Source organism: Hallerella sp., assembly GCF_022776125.1.
In the GTDB taxonomy this organism is placed as follows: Bacteria; Fibrobacterota; Fibrobacteria; order Fibrobacterales; family Fibrobacteraceae; genus Hallerella; species Hallerella succinigenes.
In genome coordinates this window covers 1-14,991 of sequence record NZ_JALFIA010000052.1, presented here as the reverse complement: position 1 = coordinate 14,991, position 14,991 = coordinate 1, and the positions used below count along the sequence as shown (strand labels likewise).

The following is a 14,991-nucleotide window of genomic DNA, read 5'->3' as shown; positions in this document are numbered from 1 at the left end:
ACCGTTGTCCATAGACTTCGGTTAATTTTTCCATTTTTTGCATAAATTAAAAAGAGGAATAATTTTACATATATAGGAGATTTTTTATGCGGATGGATTGGATGAAAAAAGTAACCCTTGGTGTATGCGGAAGCGTACTGCTGGGTGGTTTAGCTGTGGATTCTTTTGCGGCAACAGCGCAGATGGAAAAACTCGGTCGCGGTCTGTCCGTTGCGAATAACGGAACGGGAACTTTTGTTTCCTGGCGTTTGCTAGGAACCGATGAACCGACGGCGACGTTTACGCTTTTACGCAATGGAAATGAAATCGCCAAAATTTCGGGCAGCGATCCAACGTCCTATGTGGACGCATCCGGCTCCATTACAGACGTCTATACGTTAAAAGATGAAAAGGGAAATGTCTCTTCGACCTTTATCACCCTACCTGAATATTATAAGGATAATTATGGACATGCGGCCTGGAAACAGGTGCAGCTCGATCCGCCTGCGGATGGGGTGACTCCGGCGAATGAAAGCTATTCCTATACGCCGAACGATATGAGCGTGGGCGATTTGGACGGCGACGGCGAATACGAGCTGATTGTGAAATGGGATCCGTCCAATTCGAAGGATAACGCGCAGTCCGGATATACGGGCAATGTGTATATCGACGCATATAAATTGGATGGAACAAAAATTTGGAGAATCGACCTGGGAAGAAATATCCGTGCCGGTGCGCATTATACGCAGTTCCTCGTGTACGATTTTGACGGTGACGGCATTGCGGAAATCGCAATGAAGACAAGTGATGGAACCGTAGACGGAACGGGAAAAGTAATTGGGGGACGCGAATGCGGATTACCGTACCACAAGCGGTACCATCATGAGCGGGAATGAATTCTTGACTGTATTTAACGGCAAGACGGGAGCGGCGATTACGACAATCGATTATCTGCCGGGACGAGGTCTGATTTCGGGCGATACCTATGGGAACCGTGACAACCGTATGCTCGCTGCGGTCGCCTATCTCGACGGCGTTCATCCGAGCATGATCTTTTGCCGTGGCTATTACACGGAAGCCTTTATTGCCGCATTCGATTTCGACGGCAAGAATCTGACCCGTCGCTGGTACAGTGAAAATCCGACAGCGGGGCAGGGCCTTTATGGCCAGGGGAACCACAACTTGACCGTTGCTGATATCAATGGCGATGGCTTTGACGAAATTATTTACGGTTCTGCCGCCCTGAAGCATGACGGAACGCTCCTTTATCGAACGGGGTTCGGTCATGGTGACGCTATGCACGTTTCGGATATGGATCCGGATCGTGAAGGGCTTGAAACTTATGACGTTCACGAAGAATTCCTTGCTGCAATTTATACGGAAGAACTCCGCGATAAGGATGGAAAAGTCATTTGGGGAACGTTGCAGGCGACTTATGGCGACGGCAAGGGTGTTGATAATGGTCGTGGTCTTGCCGCAGACATCGATTCTACGAACCGTGGTTTTGAAATGTGGTCCGGAACGAGTGGTGGCGTTCGCACGGTGAAGGGAGAACTTCTTTCGACAAACAAGCCTTCGGTAAACTTCCGCGTGTATTTTAGCGGAGACTTGCAGGATGAACTTTTGGACGCTACGGGAAGTGGCGGAAGTGGCGGTAAGATCGAAAAGTGGAATTCGACGACTAAAAGTGTGGATCGTTTCTTGAACCTTTACGGCATCAACAATAGTACTTTGAATAATTACACCAAGGCGAATCCTTGCCTTTCTGCGGATATCTTTGGCGACTGGCGCGAAGAAATCATCACCCGTAGCAGCACGGATCCGAGCGTGGTGAATATTATTGTTTCTAACTACACGACTCCGTATCGCGTGTATACGTTGATGCACGATCTTCAGTACCGCGAAAGCATTGTCTGGCAGAATGTGGCCTATAACCAACCGCCGCATCTGAGTTATTACCTGCCGGATCATGTCGGTAAAAATTTGAAGAAACCGGACATTTCTTATGCGGCGAATCTCGAAGAAGCTCCGGCATCGATGGAATTTGCGAAAGTTTTCGAAGCTTCTACGCCGGATACCGCAAGCGTTGGTTTCGTGGAAACGGATCACGCCGGATACTTGGGCGAAGCTTATTGGAACTTTGAAAACGTCGCAGGCTCGTTTACTTCGTATTATCTTACGTCTAAATCCGATATGACAGCGACTTTGGCCTTTGTTTATGCGAACGGGGGAACTTCTGACCGTAAAATGGTAGTGACCATGGGCGAAAACAGTTACACGGTCAGTTTCCCGCCGACGGGCTGGGATACTTGGGACACGTCACTGGTCACGGTCGCGGTTCCGCAGGGCGATTTTACCCTGACGCTTTCTTCTGCTACAACGGACGGCGGCCCGAACATTTGCGTCTTTGCTTTTGATATTTCTACGGTCGGAAAGCAGGGCGAAGATCTCTCGGGAGAGGATGATACGACTGCCATTCAGAAAACGGTTGTGTTGCATTCGAGCGCTTACAATCCGACTTTTGAAATTTTGAATACGAACGCCTCCGGCATGGCGAAGCTTGAAATCTTCAATATGCAGGGTAAGTCGATTCGTTCGATTTCGGCGAATGTGCATGTCGGCGAAAATAAGGTTTCCTTGCATAAGGAACTGCTGCCTGCAGGCATCTACATGGTAAAGGTTTCCGTGAATTCAAAACCGGTAACCGTGAAGAAGTTTACAGTCAATCCGTAGAAGTGTCAGGCCTTGTTTGCAAGGCTTTGCGAGGCCTTTTCATCAAAAATTAGGTTGGAGTTGGTTTTGAGTATGTTTAGCAGAATCTGGCAAGCAGTCGTGATAGCGACCATGTTGTTCTCTGTTGCTGTATGGGCGAAGATCACCATTTACATGTGTGGCGATTCCACCATGCAGGACTGGAATGATGGTTATTACCCGAAGCGCGGTATCGGTCAGGATTTCAGCGCTTTCTGGAATGCGGACTTTGTAAACGTAGTGAACATGGGCAAGGGCGGAACATACGCAATGGGTTACTATCAGAACTTTTGGCCTTCGATCAAGTCGAACCTCAAGTCCGGCGATTTTGTGGTTATCCAGTTCGGTATCAATGACCGCACTTACAGCAACGAAGCGGATTTTGTGACAGCGACGACGGCGATGGCGCAAGAAGCTCTCGATGCGGGAGCCACTCCGATCATCATCAATCCGGTGCGCCGTAGCGATTATCGCTGCTCTGTAACAAGCGAAAGGTATTCGGTCTGCGATGGAAGTATGGTGCCAGATTCTATTTATGAATCTTATCACGGTTATCCGATCCGTGCTCGCGAAATTGCAGCTTCCCTTGGCGTTCCGCTGATCGATATGGATACGCTTTCCCGTAACTATCTGCTTTCGGTGGGGCAGTATTATGCTTTGCATTATGTGAACATGTATTTGGATGCTGGTGAATATTCAACGTATGCGAATGGCAACAGCGATAATTTGCACTTGCAGCAGAACGGGGCGACGGTTTTTGGCCGTATTGTGACGGAGCAGATGCGCGTCCATTCCGACGCCAAAGTGAGGGCTCTTTCCAAGTATCTCGCCCCGATGTACCAGTTGACAGTGAAGGTGAGCCCGAAAGGCTCCGACTCTACGACGACCATCAGCAGCTACTATCCGGCTGGAATGCCCGTCACGCTCAAGACGATTCCGAAGGCGGGCAAGACCTTTGAAGGCTGGTTCGATGGAAATGGAAACAAGTGCGGCAATACTTCCAGCGCAGTCCAGTCCAAGTACATCTGCACGATTACCATGGGAAATGCTTCGACGCAATACACGGCGGTTTACAGCGGAGGCTCTGCAGAACATTACACGGGCGACGGTGCCGCTCTTGCTACGTTCCCCACAGGCACTCCGAAAACCTTGGAAGAAGCAAAGCCGTCAGACGTGGTGAGCGTAGATACCTCGGTGACCTATAACAAGGATATCAAGAGCTGGTTCGACGCCTACGCTCCGGATTCCGGAAACGGCTTCTCGGAAAACAATCATCTGGATTTCAGCGGAGAAGGCTTCTTCAACTTTGACAATTCTTTGGGCTCTACTGCCAATTACCAGATGCTCTTTCCGGCTGCGGGTTATGTGACCATGGGCATTCGCTATTCCTTCTCCGGTTCTGCGGACCGTGAAGTGAACGTTTACCTCGATCACGATTACTATGTGACTTTCAAGTCAACGGGTAGCTGGGATGTTTGGGATACCGCTTGGGTGAATGTGGACCTGGCAAATGGGGAAGAAACGTTAAAGTTGATTTCGACGACGTATGACGGCGGCCCGAATATCGATGCGTTCGGCTTTAGCATTGCCGGAGTCCAGCGAATTCTCGCTCCGGGCGATACCGTTTACGGGGAAGGTGAAGTTGATACTTCTTCGACCGATTCGACGGATTCGACAGGTGTCAACGATTCGACGGGAATTTCCATACCGCAAATTGCGAAGGTTTTCCAGTTGAACGGCAATAAGCTGACTCTCGCTTCGGCAGCAAATGTGAACGTCAAAATTTTTGACATGAGCGGCCGCATGATGGCGAACAAGACGCTTTCCCTTTCGAAAGGAACTTCGGAACTGCCAATCGAAGCATGGATATCTCGTTTGGGCGTGTACCGCATCGTCGTAAAAAAAGGAGCTCAAATGCAGAGCGGAAACTGGGCGCTTGTTCGCTAACATTGAGGACTTTCAAAATGAAAAAATTAGCGGCTTCTCTTTTATTTGTCGCAGCCATGTCTGCGATCTCGGTGAGTGACACGACGTCTTTTACCATTCACATTGTGGGCGATTCCACGGTCTGTAATTACAAGGCTTCGGCTTACCCGCAGACCGGTTGGGGCCAGGTCATTGGCAGTTTCTTTGACGGCTCCCGGGTGAAGATCAATAATGTGGCAATCGGTGGTCGCAGTTCTAAGACTTTCGTCCAGGAAGGTCGATTGAATAGTCTTAAGTCGAGTATGCAGGCAGGCGACTTTATGTTGATCCAGTTCGGACATAACGACCGCTACTTTGGAACGAATGCGCGACAGGTTCCGTTTGATTCCCTCGGTTATTGGCTGCAACAGTATGTGGATGCGGCTAAAGAAGTCGGCGTAACGCCGATCTTTGTAACGCCGATGAACATGAATATGGGAACGAACGGCCGTAATATTTTTACCGAGTACAATGTCGTTGCCAAAATGCTTGAACTTGCCAAGTCCAATGGTGTTCCCTATGTGGACTTGAACACAAAATCCTATAACGCTTACAGCAAAACCTGGAACGCCTCATACGTTTCCCGTTACCAGTTCAAGTACTTCCTCGTCGGGGAATATCCAAACTATCCAAACGGCGTCACGAACGATGGAACGACGCACTTTCAGGAATCGGGTTCGATCGCTCATTGCCAATGGATTGTGGAAGAACTTGAAAATGCTTTGAGTGAAGCTTATCTTTCGACCGATTCCAAGACTCAGCTCGCAAAGCTTGTCTCGGCGATTAAACCGCGTTACAGCTTCACGGTCAAGGCGAATGTTTCGAATAGCAACGGTCTGATTACGCACAACCAGGAACTTCCGGGAGGCGCTCCGCTGACTTTGCACGTGAGCCCGGGAAGCTTCGGTAAAACCTTCCAAGGCTGGTACGATGACGACTGCAATCTGCTTTCGACAGATTCGAACTATTACGGCCAAACGACCCTCTACCGCGCAGCGACCTATACCGCAATCTTTGAAGGGGGCAGCGCCTGTTCCACGACACCTCACAGCGAAGAAACAACTTCTAGCTCCTCTTTTGCAGAAAGCTCAAGCAGCAGCGCAGAATCTTCGAGTTCCGCCGTCTGTTCCAAGCTAATCGCGACAGAGGCTTGGAAATCTCCGATTGACATGGTCTATCCGGAAGAAGGCGTGGGCACGACCGATACGAACCATCTCGACTACAAGGGTCTTGGATTCTACAACATCAGCAATGAACTTTCGAGCGTCGCCACGTTCAAACTGCAATCCGACCAGTCCGCATCGGATGCAAAGCTCATGATCCGCTATTCCAACGGAGGATCCACATCGAGACCGATGAAGGTGACTGTGGACTACGGCGTCTTCGAACTGGACTTCCCGCCGACCGCCGACTGGGATACTTGGGATACCGTTTACGTGGACAGCCTTTGGCTCGATGCGGTTCCGTTCAACTTCAAGATGGAATCCTTGACTTCGGATGGTGGCCCGAATATCGACATGATCGCTTTCGACATCAGCGGTGTGTACCGTGAAGGCTGTACCCCGTGTGAATATTTGACGCCTTCTTCTTCGGCGTCCGAATCGGCAGAGTTCTCCTCTTCGAGCGAAACGGATGGCATTTTGACGGTTTCGAAGACGATGGGAGTTTCCCTCGACATGCAGAACCTGAAAATTTCGACTCCGGGCGGAATTCTGAAGGTTTCCGTCGTGGATGCCCTCGGTCACAGCGTATTTTCATCGGAAAATGCGGTTGCTGCCGGGGAAGTGGACCTGATTCCTGCCGAAAAGACGCTTTCAAAGGGCCGTTACTTTGCTAAGGTGTCCCTTCACGGAAAAACGGTCGCGATGGTACCGTTCTATGTGAAATCCCGCTAAAAAACGCAAGCTCTTCAAGAAAACTCGGGAAAATTTTTCCCGAGTTTTCTATATTTGCGCATACCAATCCAAGGAGTCACTAAATGCTCAAATCAACACTGCAACAGACTGATCCGGAAATCTATAATATCATTCAGAAGGAAGCTGAACGCCAGGAATATGGCATTGAACTCATCGCTTCCGAAAACTATACCTCGAAGGCCGTCATGGAAGCCATGGGTTCGGTCCTTACGAACAAGTACAGTGAAGGTTATGTGGGCAAGCGTTACTACGGTGGTAACGAAGTCATCGACGAAATGGAAACCCTCGCTATCGATCGTTGCAAGAAGCTCTTTGGTTGCGAGCATGTGAATATTCAGCCGCTTTCCGGTTCTCCGGCCAACGCCGCTGTGTACTTCGCCGTCCTCAAACCGGGCGACAAGGTTCTTGGCCTGAAGCTCGACCACGGTGGACACCTTTCTCACGGCCATCCGGTGAACTTCTCCGGTATGCTTTACAACTTCGTGCAGTACGAAGTCGATAAGGAAACGGGCCGCATCGACATGGAAAAGGTCCGCGAAATCGCTCTGCGCGAAAAACCGAAGCTGATTCTCGCCGGTTTCTCTGCTTACAGCCGTAACCTTGACTGGAAGCGCTTCAAGGAAATCGCTGACGAAGTCGGCGCTCTCACCATGGCCGATATTTCTCACGTTGCAGGTCTTATCGCCGGTAAGGCAATCGAATCTCCGGTGCCGTACTTCGACATCGTGACGACCACCACCCACAAGACTCTCCGTGGCCCGCGTTCTGCTATCATCATGTGCAAGGACCGCACCATCCAGAAGATGGTCAAGGGCGAAATGAAGGAAGTTTCTTTGGCCAAGGAAATCGACAAGGGCGTTTTCCCGGGCATGCAGGGTGGTCCGCATGACCACATCAACGCAGGTAAGGCTGTCGCATTCCTCGAAGCTCTCCAGCCGGAATTCCAGGTCTACGCGAAGAACGTCATCAAGAACGCTCAGGCCATGGCCGACGAAATGATGAAGCTGGGCTACAAGGTTATCAGCGACGGTACCGACAACCACCTGATTGTGGTCGACATGACTTCTCAAGGCGTTTCCGGTAAGGAAGCCGAAGTGGCCATGGAAAAGGTCGGCATCTCCTGCAGCCGTTCCACGATTCCGTTTGATCCGCGCAAGCCGATGGATCCGTCGGGCGTGCGTCTCGGCACTGCCGCTATCACGACCCGTGGCTTCGACGAAGAAGATACCCGCGAAGTGACCCGCATCATCGACCGCTGCATCAAGGCCAAGGACGACGGAGCGGCTCTCGCTAAGATTCGCGAAGAAATCGTGGCACTCTGTAAGAAGCATCCGCTGTATAAGTAAGCGCTACTCCTTACACGAGTCTATTTTTGGATTTGAAACTCTCCAAGATTTTCTTGGGGAGTTTTTATTTACAAATCTTGGAGAATGAGCTTTTTTTTATATTTCTCTTATGCAACAAAACAATGTGAATATGGATTACGCTCAGCAGAAAAATGCGGACGATGAAATTGATATTCTTGAACTCGTAGGGGTTCTTCTCGCCAAATGGCCTATTTTGGCTGTTTTTTTGGTGCTAGGGACTGTTTCCGGTTTTATTGTTTCGAACTATATTCGACCGGTGTTTTCTAGCGATGCGCTTTTGCAGGTCGATCTGAATGGAAATTCGGCAAGCCTTGCTATGGGTGAAATGGGCGCTCTCTTGGATGCGGCATCCCCGGCGGATGCTGAAATTCAGTTGATTCGAAGCCGCCGTGTTCTGAGCGTGGTTGTCGATAAGGAGCATCTTTCTTATGGGGCGACTCCGGTGGCGCTGCTTCCGCGTCTGTTGCACAAGGAAGGCCGTGTCGATGTGGGGCTTTTGCATTTTCCGGAAGTATATGAACCGGATGCCAATTGGTTCCTTGTCGCTTCGTCGGATTCGTCTTTGTCGAATTCCCATTATCAGATTGTGGATCCGATGCAGAAGGTGATTTTAGAAGGCATTGTGGGAGACACTTACCGTGTTCCTGTTGCTGGAGATACGTTTGCCATTCAAATCTTGAACATGATGGCTTCGCCGTCGGAAAAGTTCAGGCTTTTTGAAAGCGATCCCCGTCAGGCTTTGGATGCTTTGCGCAATCAGTTGAGTGTTACGGAACAGGGAAAAAAGACGGGTATCATCCAGATGCAGATCCATCACCGCTATGCGGATCGTGCCGCCCATATTTTGAATTCTATTGCAGATACTTATGTGCGTCAGAACGTAGAATCTCGCAGTGAAGAAGCGACTAAGACTCTCGAATTCCTTGAAAAGCAACTTCCGGGTGTGAAAGCGAAACTCGATTCTGCGGAACAGATCCTCTCTTCTTACCGTCAGGAAGAAGGCTCAATTGATTTGAGCGGAGAAGCTCGTGGAGTTCTTGAAAAGCGAATGCAGCTCGAAAAGAGCCTTCTCGAATTGCAGCAGAAGTATGAAGAAACCACCCGGCTGTTTAAGGAAGATCACCCGACGGTTCTCTCTTTGAAGAAACAGCAGAACCAGCTCCGCCGTGAAATGGCAAAGCTTAGCGAAGAGACGAAGGACCTTCCGACAAAGCAGCAGGAAATCCTCCGTTTGCAGGGTGATGTGAATGTAAACAACGCCATTTACACGAATATGTTGAACAACATTCAGCAGCTCCGCGTGGTGCAGGCCGGCGAAGTCGGTAATGTGCGTGTTGTGGACTATGCCCGTATTGAAATCAAGCCGGTGAAGCCGCGTAAGCTGGTGATTCTTCTCGGATTCATCGCGGGTGGATTTATTTTCGGTGCCTGTTTGATCTTTGTGCTGCGTTTGCTTTCGAGCCGTGGTATCCGTTCGTCTAGCGATGTGGAACGCGAAACTGGCGTAAGCGTTTACGCTAAGGTTCCGGAAACGGATCAGATGAAAAAAATGAAAAAGATGAAAACGTTCTCCTTGGTGGAAGTAGACAGCGAAGACGTTGCCTGTGAAGCGCTGCGTACATTGAGAACTTCGCTTGAATTTTCGATGATGGATTCCAAGGTTTTGCTTGTAACGGGTCTTTCTCCGGGCAGCGGTAAATCTTTTATTTCTAAGAACCTCGCTGCTTTGATTGCAATGAACGGGAAGAAGGTATTGTTGATCGATACGGACTTCCGCGCTAGTTACATGTCGTCCCGTGGACGTAAGCGCGGTCTTTCGGATTATTTGCTCGGTCAGATCGCCTTGGATGAAGCCGTCGAACATTTGGATGGCGCACAAGTGGATCTTCTTGGTGCAGGTTCTTATTCTTCATCTTCAACTGAAATGATTTCGAGCAAGGCTTTTGAAAATCTCTTGAACGAAATGAAACCGAAGTACGATTTGATCATTGTGGACTCGGCTCCGGTCTTGGCGGTGGCGGATGCGCTGGTCGCTAGCCGTTATGCGGACTTCGTGTTACTCGTGATTCATTACGGTCACGATTCGATGGAAGCTTTGCGTGAAGGCCTGGGTCAGTTCGAAAAGGCCAATGTCGAACATAAGGCGATGGTCTTTAACCGCTGCGTTTACGAAGGCGGTCGTAGCAGCTATGGCTACGGTTACGGTTATGGTTACGGCTACGGGAAAAATAAGAAGAAGAAAAAATCCTAAATTGTAAGACGTGAAAAAAACGTCTTACATGCATAAACGTCACCTCCTTGCGGTTTTGTTTTTACTGCTGGTGGTGACTTTTTTATTTGCCCGTAATCCGGCAGAAACACCTGCACGACATTATGATTTTTTTCATGCAAAAAAGCAGATGGATCGCATCTACTACGGCGATTTGCGGGTAACGGTTTATTGCGGTTGCGCCTACGAAAGCAATTCCAAACCGAACAAAATCGATTTTGCAGGTTGTGGCTTTGCTCCGCGCAAGAATGCGAATCGCGCTTCCCGGATCGAATGGGAACATGTCGTGACCGCTCACAACATAGGACTTTTCCGTCAGTGTTGGCATCAGGAAGAAGGCCGCAGCGCCCGTAAAAACTGTGAAGCGACTGACCCGGAATTTGCGATCATGGAAGGGGACTTGCACAATCTATTGCCAAGTATCGGCGAAGTGAACGGGGACCGCAGCAATTTCATGTTTTCGCAGTGGACAAATTCCCCGGAACCGATGTATGGTTCCTGCGAATCGATTGTCGATTTTAAGAATCGCAAGTTTCAGCCGCGAAAAGAAGTACGTGGCATGCTCGCCCGCATTTCCTTTTATATGGAAAAGACTTATGGCATTCAACTTTCCAAGGAAAGACGTCGCCTGTTTGAAATTTGGGATAAGGAATCTCCGGTAAACGCATACGAATGCGAACGCGACGCACGTATTTACAAGGTGCAAGGGGATCACAATCCGTTTGTATACGCCAAGTGCCGAGAAGCAGGTCTGATATGACGACTCTTGAATTTCCCGAGTTTTTAGCTTCCCAAAATTTTGGACGGCTTTCGTCCTTCGCGGAACTTCGTTCCGGGATGCTGCACGTCGAAGGTTTAACTCCTGCGGCTTCTGCGTTGATGGTCGCGGATCGTTTTCACAAGTATCCGCAGAGCATTTTGGTGGTGGTGGACGATTACCGTTCGGGCGAAGTCTGGATGCAGAATTTGCAGAGTCTTTGTGGCGAAAAGAACGTGTTCTTTTTTCCATCGCTCGGGGTAAAGCCTTATGAGCTCAAGTTGCCGTTTGCAGGCATTTTGGAAGAACGTTTAAAGTTCTTTAGGGCTTCCCGGGGAAGGCTTCCCTTTATTGCCGTTTGCCCGTTGGATTCTTTGCTTCTCCGTTTGCCGGAACCGAATGCCTTGGAAAAGAAAAAGCTTGTGTTCCGCAAGGGCGATGTGGTTGATCCGCTGTCGCTCCGTAAAACGCTTGGCGATATGGGCTATACGGAACAGCCTGTGGTGAGCACGGTCGGTGAATTTTCGATTCGCGGCTGCATTGTGGACATGAACCTGTTCATGCAAGATCACCCGGTGCGCTTTGAATTCTTTGGCGACGAAATCGAAAGTATCCGTTCGTTCGATATTTTTTCCCAGCGTTCGATAGAAGAACTGGGAAAGGTTGAAGTCTATCCGCACGGGGAATTCACCCTTTCTGTGCAAGAAAGGTCCAAGATCCCGCTCGAAGAAGAAGAGCTTGTCTGGTGGCGTCGCCCGGAATACGAGAGCTTAAAATCGAGCGTCTTCGATTATATGCCCGACGCATCGATTGTCTTTGACAAGCTTTCCGTTTTGGAAGAGTCTGCCGCGAAGCTCGGTGCCGCTCATGTGAAGGCCTATGAAAAGACGATTTCCTTTAACCAGAAGGTTTTTCCGCCGATCGATCTGTGGTGGCGCATGGAAACTTTCCAGGACGAAATCGCAAAACGGGTCGCTTTGGATTTAACCCGCGCCCGCATGGAATCTCCGGACTGGATATCGATCGAGGCGCGGCAGCAGACCAAGGGCGTTGCAGGAACAAACGGCCTTGTCAAGGAAATCGAAGGCTTTCACGCGCAGGGCGGTTTGGTTTACCTCGTCGCGCATTCCGAAGGTAGCGCCCAGCGCGCTAAACATCTGTTTGACGACGCTCCAATCTCGGGCATTTTAATCGGCGATCTTTCGGACGGCTTCTGGATTGAATCAGAAAATATCGCCTTTCTCACGGAAGCGGGAATCTTTAACCGCACGGGTAAGGTGCGCCGTAAATGTTCTGTTTCCGGATCGATTTCGGATGCTCTCCTCGTTGAAAGTTTGACGCGTGGCGATTTTGTGGTCCATGAAGATCACGGTATTGGCCGCTACATGGGGCTTGTCCGTGAAAAGATCAACGGTGGTCTCGTGGACTGTATTCAGCTCGACTATGCAGATGGCGACCGCTTAAAGTTCCCGGTTTCGGATTTGCGAAAAATCGAAAAGCTTCCGAGTACAGAAGAAGAAACCGTTCCGGAACTTGCACATCTCGGCAGCAAAAGCTGGGAAAAGCTCAAGGAACGCGTCAAAAAGCGAGTGATTAAAATCGCTCGCGAACTCGTGCAGCTTTACGCCAAGCGCGAGCTCATCGAAGGTTTTCCGTTCCCGCCCGATAGCCGCATGCAAAAGGAATTCGAAGACGCGTTCGAATACGAGCCGACTCCGGACCAGGTGCGCGCGACGAAAGAAATCAAGGAAGATATGGAAAATACCCGTCCGATGGATCGCCTGGTTTGTGGCGACGTCGGGTTCGGTAAAACGGAAGTGGCGATGCGTGCCGCTTTCAAATGCGCTTCTTCTCAAAAGCAGGTTGCGGTGCTCGTGCCGACGACGATTCTTGCCGCCCAGCATTACGAAACCTTCAAGGAACGTTTCGCCGCTTCCCCGTTCAACATCGCCCTGGTGAACCGTTATAAGACATCCGCAGAAAAGAAGAAGATTTTTAAGGACGTTTCCGAAGGAAAAATCGACATAGTCGTGGGAACGCATGCGCTCCTTTCGAATCAAAGCGATTTTAAGGATCTGGGTCTATTGATTATTGATGAGGAACAAAAGTTCGGGGTGAAGCAGAAGGAACATCTGCGCGAGTTGCGTTTGACAGTCGATACGCTCAGCATGAGTGCGACGCCGATTCCGCGCTCCCTGCATCTTTCGCTCACCGGCGTTCGCGATATTTCGCTCATCAATACGCCTCCGATGAACCGCTTGCCGGTTGAAACAAAAATCATCCAGCGGGACGATACGGTTCTTGCTGAAGCGATCCACGATGAACTTTCCCGTGGCGGTCAGGTTTTTGTGGTGAACGATCGTGTGCAGTCGATTGAACAGTTGGCGGAAGATATCGAAGCGATGGCTCCGAATGCCCGTGTGGCAGTCGCTCACGGCCAAATGGAAGATCGCGATTTGGAACGCGTCATGGACGCCTTTATCAAGGGAGACTTCGATGTGCTTGTGAGTACGAGCATCATTGAAAGCGGTCTGGACGTTCCGAATGCAAATACGATTCTCATTATGAATGCGCACCATTTTGGCATCAGTCAATTGTACCAGATGCGCGGACGCGTGGGGCGTTCGGACGTGCTTGCTTATGCATACCTAGTCATTCCGAAGAACGAAGCGATTTCTGCGGAATCGACAAAGCGTTTGCAGGCCTTGGAACAGTTCACGGATCTCGGCAGCGGTTATCAGCTCGCCATGCGCGATTTGGAAATCCGTGGCGCTGGAAACCTGCTCGGTTCGGAACAGCACGGCTTTATTGCCGAAGTCGGTTTTGAAACGTATGTGCGCCTTGTCCGCGAAGCTGTCGAAGAGCTCCGAGGCGGTGGGGAAGAATCTTCCAAGGTGCAGCCTCGTGTGGAACTTTCGATTGACGCCTTCTTGCCCGAAACGTACATCACCGATGGACTTTCCCGCATTTCGATTTACCAACGTTTGGCAAGAACGACAAAGCCCGAAGATTTGCCACCACTCCTGTCGGAACTTGAGGACCGCTTTGGCCCAGTGCCGGATGCGGTAAAGAAGCTCTTCCTTGTGACGGAAGTCTCGATGATCGCGGCGAAGCTCCGCATTCAGGGTATCGAAGCACGTCGTGGAATGCTCGTCTTCACCTTCGTGGAATTCCCTCCGCCCGATCCGAAACTGCTTGCCGAACTGATCGCGGTTTCTCCTTTTGGCATGCGCTACGTGGGAAGCTCTCCGCTGCAGGGAGCCGTGGAACTCGGGCCCGCCCTTTCAAATGAAGCAGCTGCCGAAGAGGCTCTCAGGCTTTTCCGCGCCTTTGCCACGGTCATTCCGAAAAAAAAAGGCTAAGCGGTGCCCAGCATTAAACATCGCTCCCAAGGAAGACCCGTCTCGCTTTGAACAAAAGTTTCGCTCGGAATGGTTAGAGCAAAAAAAACGCTCGGTAAAACCGAGCGTTTTTTGTATGTATTCAAAACCGCCGGCTAGGCCGGCGGTCCCGTTTAGCCTTCTGGCGTTCCTTCCTCGACAAACAAGAAATCCTTTGGTAGCTTTTGAAATGCGGTCTGTCAGCTGCGAACAAAAGAACCAAAGGATTCAAATGAAAAATAGCAATAATCATACCTTGGCCCACACGACGTGGAATTGCAAGTATCATATCGTGTTTGCCCCCAAATTTCGCAGGAAGGTGTTCTATGGAGAAAAGCGCCGCGAGATAGGTGAAATCCTACGTACGCTTTGCAACTGGAAACAGGTGAATATCGTCGAGGCGGAAGTTTGTCCAGATCATGTACACATGCTTCTCGAGATACCGCCGAAATATTCGGTTTCGGGATTCATGGGATTCCTGAAGGGGAAGAGTAGCTTGATGATCTACGAACGGTATCCGTCGCTTCAGTTCAAATACAGGAATAGGGAATTTTGGTGCCGAGGGTATTACGTAGACACGGCCGGCAAGAGTGCGAGCAAGATTGCC

General features: G+C 50.1%; 8 protein-coding genes and 1 pseudogene. All 9 read left to right on the top strand.

Annotated elements, in window-relative coordinates:
- Positions 1-92 precede the first annotated feature (92 nt).
- Positions 93-1,941, top strand: a pseudogene (locus MR847_RS11090) (rhamnogalacturonan lyase); the annotation flags it as partial.
- Between the two features lie 75 nt (positions 1,942-2,016).
- Positions 2,017-2,712 (top strand): T9SS type A sorting domain-containing protein, encoded by a 696-nt coding sequence (locus tag MR847_RS11085; RefSeq protein WP_502798508.1) that lies wholly within the window; start codon positions 2,017-2,019, stop codon positions 2,710-2,712.
- 72 nt (positions 2,713-2,784) lie between these two features.
- Positions 2,785-4,677: an InlB B-repeat-containing protein gene (locus MR847_RS06180; protein WP_287723242.1), complete on the top strand. Its 1,893-nt coding sequence runs from the start codon at positions 2,785-2,787 to the stop codon at positions 4,675-4,677.
- A gap of 17 nt (positions 4,678-4,694) precedes the next feature.
- Complete coding sequence (locus tag MR847_RS06175) at positions 4,695-6,590, top strand: GDSL-type esterase/lipase family protein (RefSeq protein ID WP_287723241.1); 1,896 nt, start codon at positions 4,695-4,697, stop codon at positions 6,588-6,590.
- Between the two features lie 83 nt (positions 6,591-6,673).
- The gene (gene glyA / locus MR847_RS06170; protein WP_106519924.1) at positions 6,674-7,957 is read left to right on the top strand and encodes a serine hydroxymethyltransferase; all 1,284 of its coding nucleotides are present in this window, start codon (positions 6,674-6,676) and stop codon (positions 7,955-7,957) included.
- Between the two features lie 130 nt (positions 7,958-8,087).
- Entirely contained in the window at positions 8,088-10,229 is a 2,142-nt protein-coding gene (locus MR847_RS06165; RefSeq protein WP_287723240.1) for a polysaccharide biosynthesis tyrosine autokinase, read from the top strand.
- 148 nt (positions 10,230-10,377) lie between these two features.
- Positions 10,378-11,007 carry an endonuclease gene (locus tag MR847_RS06160; protein ID WP_287723239.1) on the top strand — a complete coding sequence of 210 codons (630 nt, stop codon included), beginning with the start codon at positions 10,378-10,380 and terminating at the stop codon, positions 11,005-11,007.
- Positions 11,004-14,366, top strand: a complete 3,363-nt coding sequence (mfd, locus tag MR847_RS06155) for a transcription-repair coupling factor (RefSeq protein WP_287723238.1) — start codon at positions 11,004-11,006, stop codon at positions 14,364-14,366. Before MR847_RS06160 ends, mfd begins: the two co-directional genes overlap by 4 nt.
- A gap of 250 nt (positions 14,367-14,616) precedes the next feature.
- On the top strand, positions 14,617-14,991 hold a 375-nt coding region (gene tnpA / locus MR847_RS06150), incomplete at its 3' end, for an IS200/IS605 family transposase (RefSeq protein WP_287723237.1).